The following is an 18,334-nucleotide window of genomic DNA, read 5'->3' as shown; positions in this document are numbered from 1 at the left end:
AGGGTGTTACAGCGGCAGCTCAGGCTCTCTCCGCCCGTTGCGGCGCCCGTTGGTCTCGGTCGGGGACGTCGACGAGCGGACGAAGCTCCAGCGGATCGACGGGGCCTGCTGCGCGTCCTGCCGGATCACCAGTTGCGTGGTGCGGCGCGGACCGTCATTGCCGGCGAGAAACACGCTGTCCTCGAGGTCGACGCGATCGTCGAACGTCTCGAACGTCCAGACCTCGCGATTGGGTAGCACCAGCATGGCGCCGCGGCCGTCGCTGAGCCGGCTGGCCTTGACGGCCGGGTGCAGGTGGAAGCGCAGCGCGTAGTCCGATCCGCCGCCGCGGAGCCGCGCGCCCTGCGCCGGCGTCACGGTGTCCTCGCCGTCGAGCCGCGAGCCGTCCTCGGCCGCCACCAGCACGCGACGATGGATCAGGCCGAATTTCGCCGCGTAGCCGTTGTGCGAGGTCGACAGCACGGTGCCGTCGGGCACGATCTCGCGGAAGTTCTCGACCCGCGTCGGACCCGATACGATCGGCGCGCCGTGCAGCAGGCGCTTCATCGCCGACATCTCGACGAAGGTGCAGGACGAGGTGTTGTGGTAGGTCAGCGTCGAATGTGCCACCGTGCTGCGCGCAAAGGCGCGCCAATTATCGCGGCCGGTCGACGGCATGCCGCAATTGATCACGATGCGGCACGGTCCGGAGGACATCTCGAAGGCGAGGCAGCCGGCATGGGCCTCATGGCTCAGATGCGGTGGCGGCGGCGGACCGGTATCGACGATCACCGTCATCGGTCCGGCGTCGAGCCGCTGGAAACCGGAATGCGGCATGCTCGCCATCGGCGTGCCGTGGGTGTCGTCGTAGGCGAGCAGGGTCGCCAGCAGGTCGGACGGGGTGCCGCCCATGCCATTGAACAGCGCCATGTTGCCGTCGCCGTGGCGGAAGAAGCGCAGCATCGGCATCATGCGGTCGATGGCGTTGAGCAGCGCCGGCGGCGGGGCGATGTTGCGGGCCGCAAACGTCTGCCGCAGCGGCAGCAGGTCGATCAGCAATTCGATCAGCGCGCCCGGGTTGCGCGAGACGTGGCCGCCATCGGGCAGGATCTGCCGCTGCAATTCGTCGGAGAGTTTCCGGGTCGCGCTGCGGATGTGCTTGGCCTGGTTGGCGAGGCACAGCGCGGCGTAACACAGTGCGATCAGCACCTGCAGCCGCGGCGCGCCATCCGGGATGTCGATCGTCGAATAGCGCAGATAGCGGATCTCGCGGGTCAGCCCGCGCAGATAGCGGCGGTAGAACTTGCCGTCGGAATCGGCCAGCACCAGCGGCGCCTGCGACAGCAGCGAGATCACCCGCCGCGCCAGCACGTCGGCGCGCCGGCTCAGCGGATGGCGGCCGATCTGGTTGGTGATCCAGTCGTCGACCAGAGCACGGGCATTGGCGCGGGTCAGCGCGGTGTCGGCTGCGCGCAGATGTCGCAGCCAGCCGAAGCCGAGCAGGGCCACCTCCCAGTCCTCGGACGGCGGCTCCAGGTCGAAGATCGAGCGGCCATGGCAGGTCACGATCTTGCCGGCGAAGACGAAGCGGCCGGCGTAGATCTCGGCCGCCCGCGTCGCGTCCGACGTGCGCAGGTCATGCGGCGCAATGATGAGTCGGTCGGCGCGACCGGGCCACAACCCGGACACGGATACCGATACACCGCTGACGTTGGACATCAGGCTGCGCGCAAAGCGGCCCATCACCAGCGTCGATATGCGTCTGCGTTGAGCGGCGGACACGCCAAGCCTTGGATTCAGAGGGGGATTCGGTTGCGCATCCTTCATAGATCGCAACTGCCGCCGATACACCATTTTTGGCCCCGGTGCAGCACCATCGCGGGACCAGAATCTGGTGCAAAATCAGGATTTAACGGACTAACGCAACGCCGACGCCCTTAAAGCCCGGCCGACGCAGGGCCGGCGCACGGCGCACGATGACACGCTCACGGCCGCCGCTCCAGTCTCGCCGCATAAAAACCATCGAGACCGCCGAGCCGGGGGTCCTGGTGCGGCAAATGGCAGGGCAGCGTGCGCAAGTCGCCGGCCGGGGTGACCAGCTCTGCCAGTCCCGCCACCTCGCCGGCGGTGACGGGGACGCGGCGCAGCTCGGTGGTTTGGGCCAGCACGCGCTCGACCACCTGCTCGCCCTCCTCGGGCTCCAGCGAACAGGTGCAGTAGACCAGGGTTCCGCCCGGCTTGATCAGGCTGCCCGCCCTGGTCAACAGCCGCGCCTGCAAGCCCGACAACGCGGCGATGTCGGCCTCGCTGCGCAACCAGCCGACGTCGGGATGACGCCGAATCGTGCCGGTCGAGGTGCAGGGCGCATCGAGCAGCAGGCCGTCGAAGCCGCCGCTGTCGGCGGGCTGCCATTCGGCGGCGTCGGCCACGACCGTCTCGGCGGTCAGCTGCAGCCGGGTCATGTTGTCCTTCAGCCGGTTCATCCGGGCCGGCGACCGGTCGACCGCGGTGACGCGGGCGCCGGCATGGGCGAGCTGAGCCGTCTTGCCGCCTGGCGCCGCGCAGAGGTCGGCGACGGCCTTGCCGCTGATGTCGCCGAGCAGGCGCGCAGGCAAGGCGGCGGCGGCGTCCTGCACCCACCATTGTCCCTCGGCGAAGCCCGGCAGCACCGTCACCGAACCATGCAGCACGGTGCGCACGGTGCCGGTCGACAGCACCTCGCCATGCAGCCGCGACGCCCATTGCGCCGGGTCCGACTTCACCGTGAGGTCGAGCGACGGCTCCTGGCCGAGCGCCGCGGCGATGTCCCTGGCGGTCGCTTCGCCATAATGATCGATCCAGCGCTTGAGCAGCCAGGGCGCGATGTCGAGCGGCTGACCGGCGGCATCGTCGAGCAGGGTTGCGCCCTCGCGCGCGCAGCGCCGCAGCACCGCGTTGACGAGCCCGGCATATTTCGCTGCGCGGCGGTCGGCCTGCACCAGGCGGACGGAGAGGTCGACGGCAGCGTGGTCAGGAACGTCCATCCAGAGGATCTGGGCGGCGCCGATCAGCAGCGCGCTCTGCGCCCGCGGCGCGTCGGTCGGCACGCCGCGATCCAGCAGCCGCGACAGCACGTGACCGAGCGTTCCAAGCCGCCGCAAGGTGGTGGCGACCAGCCGGCGCATCAGCGCGCGGTCGCGGTCGGCCAGATGCTTCAGTCCGGGATGTGCGCCGGTCCCGTCGAGCTGATCGTCGAGGGTGCGATGCTTGTGCAGCACGCCGTCGACCACGTCGGCGGCGATGCGCCGTGCCGCCAGGCCTGGGACTTCGGAAGGGGTCGCAAAACGCGGCGGAGGCATGCCTGGGAATTACTCGCGAAAGAAGAAAGGCAGTTCCGCGACCATCGGGTGCATGCCATCAGCTTGCGGGTCCTCTGTCACCGGAATATGCCAAATGTAAGAATCGGCTCTGCTTTTATTAGCCCTGTTTTTTCATGGGTGGGCACACGATCTGATGAGGTCGGGAACGAACCGGTTCAATGGTGGAATGGTACGATGAGCAACGAGCCCGAGAATGAGCCCAGGAGTGAACCGAAGGGCAAGGCCGCTTTGGCCGTGGTCGCCAGCAATGAGTCGCCGCGCAAGCCGCTGACGCCGGCCGCGCAGCGCGCGCTGGCCGAGGCTGAGGAACGCCGCCGACTGGCAGCACAACAGACGAAGCCGATGCCGACGGAGTTGCAGGGGCCGAAAGGGCCGGAGCCGACCCGGTACGGCGACTGGGAGAGAAAGGGACTCATCTCGGACTTCTGACGGGATCTCGGCGCGCGGCTTGCGTTGTTCGGCGCCGGGGTTGCCGGTCCCGCGTTCTCCGCACTCGCGTATCGCAGCGGTGACTCAGCGCGTGACCACCACCGTCGTGCCGATCGACACGCGCTCGTAGAGGTCGGTGATATCCGGGTTGAGCATGCGGATGCAGCCGTAGGACACGTAGCCGCCCACCGAATTCGGCACGTTGGTGCCGTGGATCGCATATTCGCCGCCGGCGAGCGTCAAGGCGGCAACGCCCATCGGATTGCGCGGCGAGCCGCCGGGAATGACGTCCGGCAGCTCCGGCTTGTCGCGCTTGACGTCGGCGGGCGGAGCCCAGGCCGGATTCTTGTACTTGCCGTCGATCTTGGTGGTGCCGGCCCATTGCCGGCCGGCCTTGCCGACGCCGACCGTGTAGCGCAAGGCGTGGCTGCCATCGAGCACGAGATAGAGTTTCCGCTCGCCGGTCCTCACGACGATGGTGCCCGGCGAAAAGTCGCCGGCGACGGCGACCAACTCGGGACGGGCCGACGCAGAGCCGGCCGTCGTGACCATGGTTCCGATCACCGACGCGGCCAGCATCGCCGCCTTCATTGTCAGCCTGACCGCCCCAGTCCGCATGGTCATCCCCTCAGCCGGTTCCGCGGCGCCTGCTCCCCGGCCGGGAGCACGCAGATCGCATGAGGAAAGGAAAACTCCGTCTGCGAGTAAATGACCTGAAAACAACACTCCCGCGGAATCAGCCGCGGGAGTGCGATGAGACTTGACGATTGCGGCGAACGCGCTTGGCGCCCGCGGGGCACGGCGTGCTTACGCCTGCTTCTCCTTGCGGTTCTGCCGGTGCTGGACGAGATCATCGACCACGCCGGGATCGGCAAGGGTCGAGGTGTCGCCCAGCGCGCCCGGCTCGTCCTCGGCGATCTTGCGCAGGATGCGGCGCATGATCTTGCCGGAGCGGGTCTTGGGCAGGCCGGGGGCGAACTGGATCTGGTCGGGCGAGGCGATCGGGCCGATCTCCTTGCGCACCCAGGCAACGAGCTCCTTGCGCAGCTCCTCGGTCGGCTGCTCGCCGGCCATCAGGGTGACATAGGCGTAGATGCCCTGGCCCTTGATGTCGTGGGGATAGCCGACCACGGCGGCTTCCGACACCTTGGGATGGGCAACCAGCGCGCTTTCCACCTCGGCCGTTCCCATGCGGTGGCCGGAGACGTTGATGACGTCGTCGACGCGGCCGGTGATCCAGTAATAGCCGTCGGCGTCGCGGCGACAGCCGTCGCCGGTGAAGTACTTGCCCTTGTAGGTCGAGAAGTAGGTCATCTCGAACCGGGCATGGTCGCCATACACCGTGCGCATCTGGCCCGGCCAGGACCGGGTGAGGCAAAGATTGCCCTCGGTCGCGCCTTCCAGCGTCTTGCCGTCGGCATCGACGATCTCGGGCACGACGCCGAAGAACGGCCGCGTCGCGGAGCCCGGCTTCAGTCTGGTCGCGCCCGGCAGCGGCGTGATCAGGATGCCGCCGGTCTCGGTCTGCCACCAGGTGTCGACGATCGGGCAGCGGTCGTCGCCGACGACGCGGTGATACCACTCCCAGGCTTCCGGATTGATCGGCTCGCCGACCGAGCCGAGCAGGCGCAGAGACGCGCGCGAGGTCTTCTTCACCGGCGCGTCGCCGCTCTGCATCAGCGCGCGGATCGCGGTCGGCGCGGTGTAGAAGATGTTGACCTTGTGCTTGTCGATGACGTTCCAGAACCGCGAATTGTCCGGATAGTTCGGCACGCCTTCGAACATCAGGGTGACGGCGCCATTGGCCAGCGGCCCATAGAGGATGTAGCTGTGACCGGTGACCCAGCCGACGTCGGCGGTGCACCAGTAGACGTCGCCCTCGTGGTAGTCGAACACGTATTGATGCGTCATCGCGGCGTAGACGAGATAGCCGCCGGTGGTGTGCAGCACGCCCTTGGGCTGGCCGGTCGAGCCCGAGGTGTAGAGGATGAACAGCGGATCCTCCGCATTCATCGGCTCGCACGGGCATTCGGTGGTCACCATCTCGGCGGCCTCGTGGTACCAGAGGTCGCGGCTCGGATTCATCTCGATCTTGCCGCCGGTGCGCTTGACCACGACGACCCAGTCGACATTGTCGACCTTGTTCAGCGCTGCGTCGACATTGGCCTTGAGCGGCACCTTGCGGCCGCCGCGCAGGCCCTCGTCGGCGGTGATGATGATCTTGGAATCGCAGTCCTTGATGCGCTGGGCGAGCGAGTCCGGCGAGAAGCCGGCGAACACCACCGAGTGGATGGCGCCGATGCGGGCGCAGGCCAGCATCGCATAGGCGGCCTCCGGGATCATCGGCAGATAGATGGTGACGCGGTCGCCCTTCTTGACGTTGCGGTTGCGCAGGATGTTGGCCATCCTGCACACCTCGTCGTGCAGCTCGCGATAGGTGATGTGCTTCGACTGCGAGGGGTCGTCGCCTTCCCAGATGATCGCGGTCTGGTCGCCGCGGGTGGCGAGATGGCGGTCGATGCAGTTATAGGCGGCGTTGAGGACGCCGTCCTCGAACCATTTGATCGAGATGTTGCCGGGTGCGTAGGAGACGTTCTCGATTCTCGTCGGCGCCTTGACCCAATCGACGCGCCTGGCCTGCTCGGCCCAGAAGCCGTTGGGGTCCTTGATCGAGCGCGCGTACATCTCCTGGTACTTCGCGTCGTCGACAAAGGCGCGTTTCGCCCACTCGGCCGGAACGTCGTAGATCTTCTCGGACATTTCACACCCTCCACATGCGGCCTGCCGTCGATCCCGCGCAGGCCATCGTTGTTCCCACTATGCGTCCGCGTAACCGGCGGCGACAAGGCAAGACAAGTAGGACCTTCGGCGGGGAGGCGGTCTGAGCAGGATCAAAGAATTGTGCGCGGAGGTTGCGTGCGCCGGCCGCGCCTCGGAGATCGCTACAGTCTGCAGCATCAAGGTTACCCGGAATCGGGGCGGGTACCGGTATTTTGAAACCGCTTTGCCCAAAATTAGGGACTCGCTATCCGGCCCGTCACGCCCTAAATCGCCTTGAAGCTGTGGATAACCCGGCCGGAACCAAACCGGACTCCGGGGCATTGAGCGGATGAAAACGACGGCAGGGCGTCTAAAGCAATGATGGACCAGCAGAATTTCGAGAGCCCGCGGGTCGGCCCGGCCGATCCCGAGGTCGCGCTCGCGAAAGCGCTGGGCCAGTGGCCGCCCAAGCCGCCGCGCCGCAAGCTGAGCTTGAAGGATCTGGCCCACGCCAAGACCGCCGACGCGCAAGGCAATGCCAAGACCTCGGTCGAGGAGCTCGCCAAGCGCATCGGGCTGAAGCTCGGCGACCAGACCGCGCTGACCATCCGCCGCATCAGGCGGGGCAAGAGCTATACCTTCATCCGCGCCAACGGCACCCCGATCCGCCACGCCGGCACCATCCGCCGCCTGCATGCGATGGCGGTGCCGCCGGCCTATCGCGAGGTGCGCTACGCCCCCGATCCGAACCTGCATCTGCAGGCGGTTGGCGTCGATGCCGCCGGCCGGCTGCAATACCGCTATCACGCCGACTGGGAGAAGGTGCGCGAGCATCGCAAGGCGCATCGCCTCGCCAAGCTGGTCGGCGCGCTGCCGCGCATCCGTCGCGCGGTGTCGAAACATCTCGCCGGCGACCAGCCGACGCGCGAGTTCGCGCTCGCTGCTGTCATCGAGCTGATCGCGCGCACGGCCATTCGCCCCGGCAACGAGTCCTATGCCCGGCTGAACGGCACGCGCGGCGCCACCACACTGTTGAAGTCGAACGTCACGCTCGAGGATGACTCCCTGGTGCTGACCTTCAAGGCCAAGGGCGGCAAGGCCGTGCGCAAGGAATGCGACGCCGCCAAGCTGGTGCGGGCCGTCGGCATTTTGCGCGGCGTGCCCGGCCGTCGCATGTTCCAATACCGCGACGCCCAGGGCGTGGTGCGCGCGGTCTCGACCACACAGGTCAACGCCTTCCTGCGCGAGATCGCCGGCATCAAGATCTCGCTGAAGGATTTCCGCACGCTGATGGCCTCCGCCGTGGCGCTGGAGACCTTGTCGCGGATCACGCCGGCGGCGAGCGCGCGCGGCCGCAAGAAGCAGATCCTGGAAGCGATCCGCGCCGCCGCCGACGAGCTCACCAACACGCCGGCGATCTGCCGCAAGAGCTACGTGCACGACACCATCGTCACGGCGTTCGAGGACGGCATCCTCGAACGCTTCGCCGCCACCATGAAGGGCCAGCGCTCGCAGACGCGGCGCGAGCAATTGCTGGCGCAGGTGGTGACGGCGGTCTCGGCCTGACGCCGCAATTCATCAAGCCTGGCAGCGCGGCCCGATCTTGGCCGACGCAAGGAAGCGGGCGATCGGATCGAGCTGCCGGCACGGCGCCGCCGCGCTCTTCACCGGCGCGGCCTCGCGCTTGGCCGGCCGCAGCACGGTCGACTTGCTGGCCGGCTTGGCGCGGCGGGCAGCCGACGCACCACGTCCCTCCGCGCGCACGGCCCGCGAGAGCAGCGGCAGCCGTGCGCCTTCGTTGAGATCGAGCGGCGGTGTTTCGAAACTGCGATCGGACTCGTTCAACGTATCAACGCCGGGAATGGGCTCGCGGATCAGCGACGACGTCGCTTCGCCCGCGATGTCGCCGGGCGATACCGCGGCAAGCACCATCTTCGTTGCAAGCAAGCAGCAGATTATCACGAGGCAGAACCCCGCAATCCAGATCGTTCTGTTCACTGTAGGAAACCCCCGCCGATCGCGCCGGACAGTGCGGGACATCCCCTTCCCGCAGCCGGCGCCGTGCCGACCAATCAACCTTAAGAAAGTCTTACTCGCAATGTTTTCGGCAGGTTCGGCCGGGCTCGGCTCGCATTGTAGTTAATGGCGACGATGATCGGTCATCGGCGTCGGCCAATGACCGACAGAGAGCTGATCAGTTCGCAGCAGGCTGCGACATTGCGGCGCGGATCTCGTTCAATGAGTCGGCGAGACGATCTCGATCGCCGCAGGTTTCACGGATCACGTTAAATTATGCGCCGAAACTCGCTTCCGAACGTGGCGTAGCTCGGCCTGACACGACGCAAGAGCACATCCGCTCAAGATCAGCATCGGTGTCGCAGTCGAACTCATCACGCGGCTCTGCCGCCGCCTTTCATAGGGAGCTACCCATGTCCAAGCGCATTGCCTTTCTCGCTGCCGCCGCCTTCAGCGCGCTGTCGCTGACCTCGACCTTCGTCGCGCCGGCGCGCGCCGAGGAGAAGACCGTGATGGTCGGAGGCGCGGCGATGTATCCGTCGAAGAACATCGTGCAGAACGCGGTCAACTCGAAGGATCATACGACGCTGGTCGCCGCGGTGAAGGCCGCCGGCCTCGTGCCGACGCTGGAAGGCAAGGGACCGTTCACGGTGTTCGCGCCGACCAATACCGCGTTCGGCAAGCTGCCGGCCGGCACCGTCGACAGCCTCGTCAAGCCGGAGAACAAGGCGACGCTGACCAAGATCCTCACCTATCACGTCGTGCCCGGCAAGCTCGAGGCGTCCGACCTGAAGGACGGCCAGATGCTGAAGACGGTCGAGGGCGAGCAGCTCACCGTCAAGCGCGAGGGCAAGAACGTCATGATCGTCGACGCCAAGGGCGGCACCTCGATGGTGACGATCCCGAACGTCAACCAGTCGAACGGCGTCATCCACGTGGTCGACACCGTGCTGATGCCGGCTTCCTGAGGCCCGGCGCGACACCGGACACATCCGTTTCTTCCTCCTCCTCCTCGCGGATGTGACCAGGAGCGAGCCGGGCCGCCCCCGGCTCGCTTTTTTGTGAACGCGATAGTTTCTGCGTATCGTTTTGATCGGCGCCGCGGTGTAACGGAGCCCGCCGAGCCGGCGTATAATTGGCGTGACGAATGCAAGCGACGTAAATGCAAGCGACGGAGCCGACCGCCATGACGAGCGCCACCACCAGCGCCCCTTCGACCCTCGCGGCGACCGGGGGACCTGTAACCGGAGTCGCGACCAAGGTCGTTCAGCCGGCCTGGGTGCGCGTCATGCATTGGATCAACGCCGTCGCGATGATCATGATGATCATGTCGGGCTGGCAGATCTACAATGCCTCGCCGCTGTTCGACTTCCGCTTCGACCGCAGCTTCACGCTCGGCGGCTGGCTCGGCGGCGCGCTGCTGTGGCACTTCGCGGCAATGTGGCTGCTGATGCTGAACGGCCTTGCCTATCTCGTCACCGGTCTGGCCACCGGCCGGTTCCGCCGCAAGCTGCTGCCGATCTCGCCGGCGTCCGTCATCGCCGACCTCAAGGCCGCGCTGACCTTCAAGCTCGCCCATGACGACCTCACCGTCTACAACGCGGTGCAGAAGCTGCTCTATCTCGGCATCATCTGCGTCGGCATCGTCGTCGTGCTCACGGGCCTGTCGATGTGGAAGCCGGTGCAACTGCACTGGCTGGTGAGCCTGTTCGGCGACTATCCGGCGGCGCGCTACGTCCATTTCGTCTGCATGGCGCTGATCTGCGCCTTCCTGGTGATCCATATCCTGCTCGCGCTGCTGGTGCCGAAGAGCCTGCGCGCGATGATCATCGGCCGCTGAGAGGAGAGACAGCCATGGCGAAACGTCCGTTCTTCATTCCCGGCGTCGACAAGCGGCTCCTGATCAAGGACTCGCTGAAGGTGATGCCCGATCTCACGCGGCGCCGCTTCATCACCGGTGGCGCCAGCCTCGGCGCGCTGACCTTGCTCGCCGGCTGCGACGTCGTCGACGGCGACACCGCCGAGGAGCTGCTCAAGAAGGTCTCGAAGTTCAACGACGCGGTGCAGGCCTGGATGTTCAATCCGGATGCGCTGGCGCCGACCTTCCCGGAGAGCGCGATCACCAAGCCGTTCCCGTTCAATGCCTACTACACGCTCGACGAGGCGCCGGAGATCGACGCCGCCGACTGGAAGCTCGAGGTGCGCGGCCTCGTCGACAACAAGAAGTCGTGGACGCTGGATGAGCTGCAGGCGCTGCCCCAGGTGACGCAGATCACGCGCCACATCTGCGTCGAGGGCTGGAGCGCGATCGGCTCCTGGACCGGCACGCCGCTGCGCGACTTCCTCAAGCTGATCGGCGCGGATATCAGTGCGAAATATGTCTGGTTCAACTGCGCCGACAAGGACGGCTACAACTCGCCTTTGGACATGCGCACCGCGCTGCATCCGCAGACCCAGATGACCTTCAAGTTCGCCGACCAGATCCTGCCGCGCGCCTACGGCTACCCGATGAAGATCCGCGTGCCCACCAAGCTCGGCTTCAAGAACCCCAAATACGTCGTCGCGATGGAAGTCACCAACGACTACAAGGGCGGCTACTGGGAGGACCAGGGGTACAATTCGTTCAGCGGGAGTTGATCTCCCGCCAATCGAGCCCGGATGGCAGCCGCAATCTCCGCTGTCGTCCCTGCGAACGCAGGGACCCATAACCACCGGCCGTGATGAGGCAGGCAACTACCAGCCAGATCCCTCGATAGCGTCCGCGGTAGGGGTCCCTGCGTTCGCAGGGACGACACCGTCGATCAGGCTCGATCGGCGCGCTTCAACTTACCCTGCAGCGCCGCCATTGCCGCGCCCAACAGCAACAGCGCCGCCGACACATTCAACGCATAGGTCAGGCTCCCCATCGCATCGGTGATCGCGCCGACCGCGAACGGACCCAACGTCTGGCCGACGCCGAACGAGATGGTCAGCGCCGCGATCGCGCGCGGCCAAGCGGCTTGCGGCAGGTTGAAGCGCACGAAGGCCGTCGTCGCGGTCGTCACCGTCGAGAACGCGATGCCGAACACTGCGGCCGACAAGGTCAGCATGACGGGCGAATGGCTGAGCGAGGGCAGGGCGGCGCCGATCGCGTTGATGGTGAGGATGAGGGCGGTGGGCCAGCCGCCGCGATCGAGCGCCAGCACGCGCCGCCACACCCAGGGCGTGGTGAAGCCGGCGAGGCCAATGAGGCACCAGAAGCCGGATTGCGCCGCGGCGCCGCCGCCGAGGTCGCGGACATAGGCAATCATGAAGGTAAGATAGGCGATGTAGCCCGCGCCATAGAGGAAGTAGCCGAACAGATAGATCGCCATCGGCCGCAGCGAGACGCGGTCCGCGCGCGTCTCCGGCATGGCGGCGTTCGCTGGAAGCCGCATCAGCAGCAGCGGCACGATCAGCATTGCGCCGGCGCCTGCGAGCACCGCCCACACGATCCACCATGAGCCGGGCCCGAACGCCTGCAGCACGAACGGCGCGATCAGGCCTGAGATGACGATGCCGAGCGGCGGCCCGGCATAGAACAGGCTCAGCACGAAGCTCGCCTGCGCCGGCCGCGCCAAGGCGACCCGCGCCGCCACCGCGCCGCCGGCCACCAGCGCCACGCCGGCGCCGATGCCGGTCACGAGCCGCGCCAGGCTGAGCGCAATGAAGTCGCCCGTCATGGCGCAGACGACGAGAGAGACCAAAGCCGCCAGCGTGCCGCCGCGCACCGCGGTCAGCCCGCCGAACCGCCGGGCCGTCTGCGCGGCGATCAACGCCCCGATCAGATAGCCGGCGGCATTGACCGTGTTCATGAAGCCGGCCGCCGAATACGACCAGTGCAGCGTGTCGCGCATGTCCGGCAGCACCAGCGCATAGGCGAAGCGGCCGATGCCGAGACCGATGATGGGACCGAGCGACAGCGTGAGGTTGGTCAGCGCCGGGTGGGCCGGCGGCGGATCGGAACGGGAGATCGGCAAGACATGCTCCGGCGTGGCGCATATCCGGCAAATCATGCTGCTCGGCCGCCAGTTTCGAGCACAGTACAGCCTTGCCCGGCGCGACAGAAGGCGGGCGGCGGCAATGGTGGCTTGCCAACCGCGCAGGAGCGCTTTAGCACTCCGCCGATTTTGCAACTCTCGTCATTGCCGGGCTGCTGTCCCCGACCCATCGGGGCGAGCCGGCAATCCAACCAAAAGATGACGGATGTCCGGGCTCAGGCCCCGGCATGACAAGCCCCGTGAGGACAACGACCATGGCGACCCAGAAGCTCCTTTTGCTGCCCGGCGACGGCATCGGCCCCGAAGTGATGGCGGAGGTGAAGCGGCTGATCGGCTGGCTCAACGCCAAGGGGCTCGCCTCGTTCGAGACCGAGGACGGGCTGGTCGGCGGCGCCGCCTATGACGCCCACGGCGCCTCGATCTCGGAGGCCGACATGGACAAGGCCAAGGCGGCGGACGCCATCATCTTCGGCGCCGTCGGCGGTCCGAAATGGGACGGCGTTCCCTATGAGGTCCGCCCCGAGGCGGGCCTGCTGCGCCTGCGCAAGGATCTCGGCCTGTTCGCCAATCTGCGTCCTGCCGTGTGCTACCCGGCGCTCGCCGATGCCTCCAGCCTGAAGCGCGAGATCGTCGAGGGCCTCGACATCATGATCGTGCGCGAGCTCACCGGCGGCGTGTATTTCGGCGAGCCCAAGACCATCACCGATCTCGGCAACGGCCAGAAGCGGGCCGTCGATACCCAGGTCTACGACACCTATGAGATCGAGCGCATCGCCCGCGTCGCCTTCGACCTCGCGCGCAAGCGCCGCAACAAGGTGACGTCGATGGAGAAGCGCAACGTCATGAAGTCGGGCGTGCTCTGGAACGAGGTCGTCACCGCGGTTCACAATCGCGAATACAAGGACGTCACGCTCGAGCACCAGCTCGCCGATTCCGGCGGCATGAATCTGGTCAAGTATCCGAAGATGTTCGACGTCATCGTCACCGACAATCTGTTCGGCGACATGCTGTCGGACATCGCGGCGATGCTGACGGGATCGCTCGGCATGCTGCCGTCGGCTTCGCTCGGCGAGGTCGACGCCAAGACCCACAAGCGCCGCGCGCTGTACGAGCCGGTGCACGGCTCGGCGCCGGACATTGCCGGCAAGGGTCTCGCCAACCCGATCGCGATGCTGACGTCGTTCGGCATGGCGCTGCGCTACTCCTTCGACATGGGCGCGCTCGCCGACAAGCTCGACGCCGCCATCGCCGCCGTGCTCGCCTCCGGCCTGCGCACCGCCGACATCAAGGCCGAAGGCTCGACCCCGGCCTCGACCGCGCAGATGGGCGAGGCGATCATCAAGGAGCTGGAGAAGCTCACGGCGTAGTTGGAGCCGAGGTTCCGCCGCGCCGAAGGTGCACTCCCCTCCCCCTTGCGGGGAGGGGTCGGGGGGTGGGGGCCCGCACCCAGTGAGCCCCGCTTGAGGCACCGTCTCACCTGCCCAGACGATTACTTTTCGTCGTTGCACGTCTCGACCCGAACTCATCACATCAAGTATCGCCCGGGGACCCCCACCCCCGACCCCTCCCCGCAAGGGGGAGGGGGGCTCACCGTCGTTGTCGAGATAGCGCAAATTCAACGCACGACGTGTTCGATCGCGCCACCGGGCGCGTCGTCGCTATTCCGCGGTCGCGTCCTGCAGGCGCATCGCAAGGCCTGTCGATTTTACCTATAGACTTTCATCCCCGGATGAATAGCCTGACCCCAACGCCGCGCCATTGAATGGACGCGGGCTCGCACGCGTTCGACATGATGCGTGCGAAGGCCGGGGAGGATGAATGTGATCGCGCTTGCGATGCGATATGTCGCTCGCCGTGCATGGTGTCGTCGCCAATGTCGCGACCACCGCCCCGTGGCGATTCTACGCAACCTCCCTCACCACAAACGCTGACGCATGACTGCGCCGCTCATCTCCGTTCACGGGCTGTGCAAGAGCTTCCCCGGCGTCCGGGCGCTGCACAATGTCAGGTTCGAGCTGCGCGCCGGCGAGGTCCATGCCGTGATGGGCGAGAACGGCGCCGGCAAGTCGACCCTGATGAAGATCCTCGCCGGCGTCTACCGCAAGGACTCCGGCGAGATCATCTACGACGGCGCCAGCGTCGATTTTGCAGGACCGCGCGAGGCGCAGGCCGCCGGCATCGGCATCATTCATCAGGAGCTGCAACTGATGAACCACCTCACGGTGGCGCAGAACATCTTCATCGGGCGCGAGCCGATGAAGGCGTTCGGGCTGCTGCTCGATGAGGACAGGCTCAACCGGCAGGCGGCCGAGCTGCTTGCCCAGCTCAATCTGTCGATCGACCCGCGCACGACAGTCGGCGGGCTGACGGTGGCCAGGCAGCAGATGGTGGAGATCGCCAAGGCGCTGTCCTTCAACTCGCGCGTCCTGATCATGGACGAGCCGACCGCCGCGCTGAACAATCGCGAGATCGCCGAGCTGTTCAAGATGATCCGCGCCTTGAAGGCACGCGGCGTCGGCATCGTCTACATCTCCCACAAGATGGACGAGCTGAAGCAGATCGCCGATCGCGTCACCGTGCTGCGCGACGGCGAGTATGTCGCGACGGTGCCGGCCGAGACCACCACGATCGAGACCATCATCGGCATGATGGTGGGCCGCACCTTGGGCGACGCGCGCGTCGCGGGCACGCAGCCCGCCGGCGCGATCGCGCTGGAGGTGCGCGGGCTCAACTGCGGGCCGCTGGTCCGCGACGTCAGCTTCACCCTGCGCAAGGGCGAGATCCTCGGCTTTGCCGGCCTGATGGGGGCCGGCCGCACCGAGGTCGCGCGCGCGATCTTCGGCGCCGACGCCGTTCCGTCCGGGGATATTCTCGTCGACAATCGCAAGGTGACGATCCGCTCGCCGGCGCATGCGGTCGCCCACGGCATCGGCTATCTCTCCGAGGACCGCAAGCGCTTCGGCCTCGCCACCGGCATGGACGTCGAGTCCAACGTCGTGATGTCGAACCTCGCGAACTACCTTGCAATGAAGTTCATGCTCAGGAAGCGCGCGATCCGCGATACCGCCGGCCGCTTCATCCGGATGCTGAACATCCGCACGCCTTCGGCGTCGCAGCAGGTTCGCCTGCTTTCCGGCGGCAACCAGCAGAAGATCGTGATCGCCAAATGGCTCGATCGCGATTGCGACATCCTGTTCTTCGACGAGCCGACCCGCGGCATCGACATCGGCGCCAAGAACGAGATCTACCGCCTGCTGCGCGCGCTGGCCGACCAGGGCAAGGCGATCGTGATGATTTCCTCGGAGCTTCCCGAGGTGATCAGGATGAGCGATCGCATCGTCGTGATGTGCGAGGGCCGCATCACCGGCGAATTGTCGCCGGACGAGGCCACGCAGGAGCGGATCATGCAGCTGGCCACCCAGCGCGAAACCATGAAGGCAGGCTGACGGCATGAGCGACCCCGCATTGGTCAAGGATCAGGTCAAGGATGGCCTCGCGCCGAGTGGCGCGATGGCGGCGCTGCGGCGCCGTCTGCTCGGGCCCGCAGCGCTGCAGAAGCTGCTGGCGTTCGCGAGCCTCGTGCTGCTGCTAGCCTATTTCAGCTTCGCGTCGCCGGCGTTCATGCAGACCGACAACATGATCAACATCCTGCAGGCGACCGCGGTCAACGGCGTGCTGGCGATCGCCTCGACCTTCGTGATCATCACCGCCGGCATCGATCTGTCGGTCGGCACGCTGATGACCTTCTGCGCGGTGATGGCCGGCGTGTTCCTCACCTATTGGGAGCTGCCGATGTGGACCGGCATCGTCGCGGCGATCGTGACCGGCGCGCTCAGCGGCGCGCTGTCGGGCACGGTCATCACCAAGATGAAGGTGCCGCCGTTCATCGCGACGCTCGGCATGATGCTGGTGCTGAAGGGGCTGGCCCTGGTCGTCTCCGGCAGCAAGCCGATCTATTTCACCAACACCGAGAACTTCTCGATGATCTCGCAGGACTCGCTGCTCGGCACGCTCGTGCCGGCGCTGCCGATTCCCAATGCAGCCCTGATCCTGTTCGTGATGGCGGTGCTGGCCTCCGTCGTTCTCAACCGCACCGCGCTCGGCCGCTACACCTTCGCGATCGGCAGCAACGAGGAGGCGGTGCGGCTCTCCGGCGTCAATGTCGACCGCTGGAAGATCATCATCTACGGCCTCGGCGGCGCCATCTGCGGAGTCGCGGGACTGCTGATCGCGTCGCGCATCAACTCCGCCCAGCCGGCGCTCGGCCAGGGCTATGAGCTCGATGCGATCGCTGCCGTCGTGATCGGCGGCACGTCGCTGAGCGGCGGCACCGGCACCATTCTCGGCACCATCATCGGGGCCTTCATCATGAGCGTTCTGACCAACGGCTTGCGCATCCTCTCGGTGGCCCAGGAATGGCAATTCGTCGTCACCGGGGTCATCATCATTCTCGCTGTTTACGCCGACATGCTCCGTCGAAACCGCGCCTGACCCTTCAAGGAGGACCAGCGACCAGCACCGCTCCGACGTCGCGCTGAAGACTGCGCTGCCCGCCGACAGCGAGCGGCGACGACCACGATCATCACTGTAACGACAAGGTCACTGAAGAGAACAGAGGAAACACCAATGTTGAGCAAGCATCTCCTCGGCGTCGCGCTCGGCGCCCTCATGGTCGCGGGAGTGTCCGCGAGCGCGCGTGCCGATGATGTCTACATCCCCCTCGTCTCCAAGGGCTTCCAGCACCAGTTCTGGCAGGCGGTGAAGCTCGGCGCCGAGCAGGCCGCGAAGGCCGCCAACGTCAAGATCACCTTCGAAGGGCCGGAAACCGAGGCCATGGTCGACAAGCAGATCGACATGCTCTCCGCGGCGCTCGCCAAGAAGCCGCAGGCGATCGGCTTCGCCGCGCTCGATTCCAAGGCCGCCATTCCGCTCCTGAAGAAGGCGCAAGCCGCCAAGATCCCGGTGATCGCCTTCGACTCCGGCGTCGACAGCGACATTCCGCTGACCACCTGCACCACCGACAACCTCGCCGCGGCGGGCCTCGCCGCTGACAAGATGGCCGACATGATCGGCGATGCCGGCGACGTCGCCGTGGTCGTGCACGACCAGACCAGCCGCACCGGCATCGACCGTCGCGACGGCTTCCTCAAGCGCATCAAGGACAAGCATCCGAACATCAAGATCGTCAGCGTGCAGTATGGCGGCGGCGATCAGCTCAAATCGACCGAGATCACCAAGTCGATCCTGCAGGCCAATCCGAACCTCAAGGGCATCTTCGGCGCCAATGAGGGCTCGGCGATCGGCGTGCTCAACGGCGTCAAGGAGATGAAGAAGAAGATCGTCGTGATCGGCTACGATTCCGGCAAGCAGCAGAAGGCCGCGATCATGTCGGGCGAGATGGCCGGCGCCATCACCCAGAACCCGATCGGCATCGGCAGTTGCACCGTGGAGTCAGCGGTCAAGGCGTTGAAGGGCGAGAAGCTGCCGAAGGTCACCGACACCGGCTTCTATTGGTACGACAAGTCCAACATCACCGACGCGAAGATCGCGGCTGTGCTGTACGATTGAGACCGGTGCGAGGTCGGGCCGGGCGATCGCATATGATGATCTGAGTTTGCGGCGGTCCATCTCCGCGTCGTCATGGCCGGGCTCGTCCCGGCCATCCACATCGCGAGGCATCCTGGGAAGGACGTGGATGCCTGGGACAAGCCCGGGCATGACGGAGTAGCCAACTCGCACGCTTGCTTGTCGCGACTGCTCGTCGGGCAAATC

General features: G+C 66.4%; 15 protein-coding genes. 9 read left to right on the top strand and 6 right to left on the bottom strand.

Annotation, left to right across the window (positions count from 1 at the left end; all coding sequences use genetic code 11):
- Nucleotides 1-6: 6 nt before the first annotated feature.
- Together ACQR0U_RS00355 and ACQR0U_RS00350 are read right to left on the bottom strand one after the other, a co-directional pair.
- Nucleotides 7-1,722: a heparinase II/III family protein gene (locus ACQR0U_RS00355; protein ID WP_315825829.1), complete on the bottom strand. Its 1,716-nt coding sequence runs from the start codon at nucleotides 1,720-1,722 to the stop codon at nucleotides 7-9.
- A gap of 242 nt (nucleotides 1,723-1,964) precedes the next feature.
- The gene (locus tag ACQR0U_RS00350) at nucleotides 1,965-3,317 is read right to left on the bottom strand and encodes an RsmB/NOP family class I SAM-dependent RNA methyltransferase (RefSeq protein WP_316169960.1); all 1,353 of its coding nucleotides are present in this window, start codon (nucleotides 3,315-3,317) and stop codon (nucleotides 1,965-1,967) included.
- Between the two features lie 255 nt (nucleotides 3,318-3,572).
- Here ACQR0U_RS00350 and ACQR0U_RS00345 point away from each other — a divergent pair, with 255 nt between their 5' ends.
- Complete coding sequence (locus ACQR0U_RS00345) at nucleotides 3,573-3,767, top strand: DUF1674 domain-containing protein (protein WP_316167822.1); 195 nt, start codon at nucleotides 3,573-3,575, stop codon at nucleotides 3,765-3,767.
- A gap of 84 nt (nucleotides 3,768-3,851) precedes the next feature.
- Here the strand turns inward: ACQR0U_RS00345 and ACQR0U_RS00340 are convergent, their stop codons facing one another.
- Nucleotides 3,852-4,346 carry a L,D-transpeptidase gene (locus tag ACQR0U_RS00340; RefSeq protein WP_409998633.1) on the bottom strand — a complete coding sequence of 165 codons (495 nt, stop codon included), beginning with the start codon at nucleotides 4,344-4,346 and terminating at the stop codon, nucleotides 3,852-3,854.
- A 228-nt stretch (nucleotides 4,347-4,574) separates the two neighbouring features.
- On the bottom strand, nucleotides 4,575-6,527 hold the full coding sequence (gene acs / locus ACQR0U_RS00335; RefSeq protein WP_434842426.1) for an acetate--CoA ligase: 1,953 nt from the start codon (nucleotides 6,525-6,527) through the stop codon (nucleotides 4,575-4,577).
- Nucleotides 6,528-6,905: 378 nt separating this feature from the next.
- Between acs and ACQR0U_RS00330 the strand changes: the two genes are divergently transcribed.
- Entirely contained in the window at nucleotides 6,906-8,093 is a 1,188-nt protein-coding gene (locus ACQR0U_RS00330; RefSeq protein ID WP_315750595.1) for a DNA topoisomerase IB, read from the top strand.
- A 12-nt stretch (nucleotides 8,094-8,105) separates the two neighbouring features.
- On the opposite strand, the gene ACQR0U_RS00325 is transcribed toward ACQR0U_RS00330, so the two are convergent.
- A complete protein-coding gene (locus tag ACQR0U_RS00325; RefSeq protein ID WP_316167795.1) occupies nucleotides 8,106-8,474 on the bottom strand; it encodes a hypothetical protein in 369 nt (122 codons plus the stop codon).
- A gap of 482 nt (nucleotides 8,475-8,956) precedes the next feature.
- Here ACQR0U_RS00325 and ACQR0U_RS00320 point away from each other — a divergent pair, with 482 nt between their 5' ends.
- From ACQR0U_RS00320 to ACQR0U_RS00310, 3 genes are all read left to right on the top strand, one after another.
- Nucleotides 8,957-9,511, top strand: coding sequence for a fasciclin domain-containing protein (locus tag ACQR0U_RS00320; RefSeq protein ID WP_315750597.1), 555 nt, complete (start codon nucleotides 8,957-8,959; stop codon nucleotides 9,509-9,511).
- Nucleotides 9,512-9,729: 218 nt separating this feature from the next.
- Nucleotides 9,730-10,383, top strand: coding sequence for a cytochrome b/b6 domain-containing protein (locus tag ACQR0U_RS00315; protein WP_316169959.1), 654 nt, complete (start codon nucleotides 9,730-9,732; stop codon nucleotides 10,381-10,383).
- A 14-nt stretch (nucleotides 10,384-10,397) separates the two neighbouring features.
- Nucleotides 10,398-11,180, top strand: coding sequence for a molybdopterin-dependent oxidoreductase (locus ACQR0U_RS00310; RefSeq protein WP_434842425.1), 783 nt, complete (start codon nucleotides 10,398-10,400; stop codon nucleotides 11,178-11,180).
- A gap of 164 nt (nucleotides 11,181-11,344) precedes the next feature.
- Here ACQR0U_RS00310 and ACQR0U_RS00305 read toward each other — a convergent pair whose 3' ends face one another.
- A complete protein-coding gene (locus ACQR0U_RS00305) occupies nucleotides 11,345-12,541 on the bottom strand; it encodes a YbfB/YjiJ family MFS transporter (protein ID WP_315825753.1) in 1,197 nt (398 codons plus the stop codon).
- 275 nt (nucleotides 12,542-12,816) lie between these two features.
- On the opposite strand from ACQR0U_RS00305, the gene leuB reads away from it, so the two are divergent.
- From leuB to ACQR0U_RS00285, 4 genes are all read left to right on the top strand, one after another.
- The gene (leuB, locus tag ACQR0U_RS00300; RefSeq protein WP_315750601.1) at nucleotides 12,817-13,929 is read left to right on the top strand and encodes a 3-isopropylmalate dehydrogenase; all 1,113 of its coding nucleotides are present in this window, start codon (nucleotides 12,817-12,819) and stop codon (nucleotides 13,927-13,929) included.
- Nucleotides 13,930-14,496: 567 nt separating this feature from the next.
- Complete coding sequence (locus tag ACQR0U_RS00295) at nucleotides 14,497-16,008, top strand: sugar ABC transporter ATP-binding protein (RefSeq protein ID WP_434842424.1); 1,512 nt, start codon at nucleotides 14,497-14,499, stop codon at nucleotides 16,006-16,008.
- Between the two features lie 4 nt (nucleotides 16,009-16,012).
- Nucleotides 16,013-17,053, top strand: a complete 1,041-nt coding sequence (locus ACQR0U_RS00290) for an ABC transporter permease (RefSeq protein ID WP_315825755.1) — start codon at nucleotides 16,013-16,015, stop codon at nucleotides 17,051-17,053.
- Nucleotides 17,054-17,188: 135 nt separating this feature from the next.
- Entirely contained in the window at nucleotides 17,189-18,130 is a 942-nt protein-coding gene (locus tag ACQR0U_RS00285; protein ID WP_315715882.1) for an ABC transporter substrate-binding protein, read from the top strand.
- Nucleotides 18,131-18,334: the final 204 nt, after the last annotated feature.

Origin of the sequence: Bradyrhizobium sp. HKCCYLRH3097 (assembly GCF_051167875.1) — a bacterium.
In the GTDB taxonomy this organism is placed as follows: Bacteria; Pseudomonadota; Alphaproteobacteria; order Rhizobiales; family Xanthobacteraceae; genus Bradyrhizobium.
The sequence above is the reverse complement of the archived record's forward strand: the minus strand, read 5'-3'. Positions and strand labels throughout refer to the sequence as shown.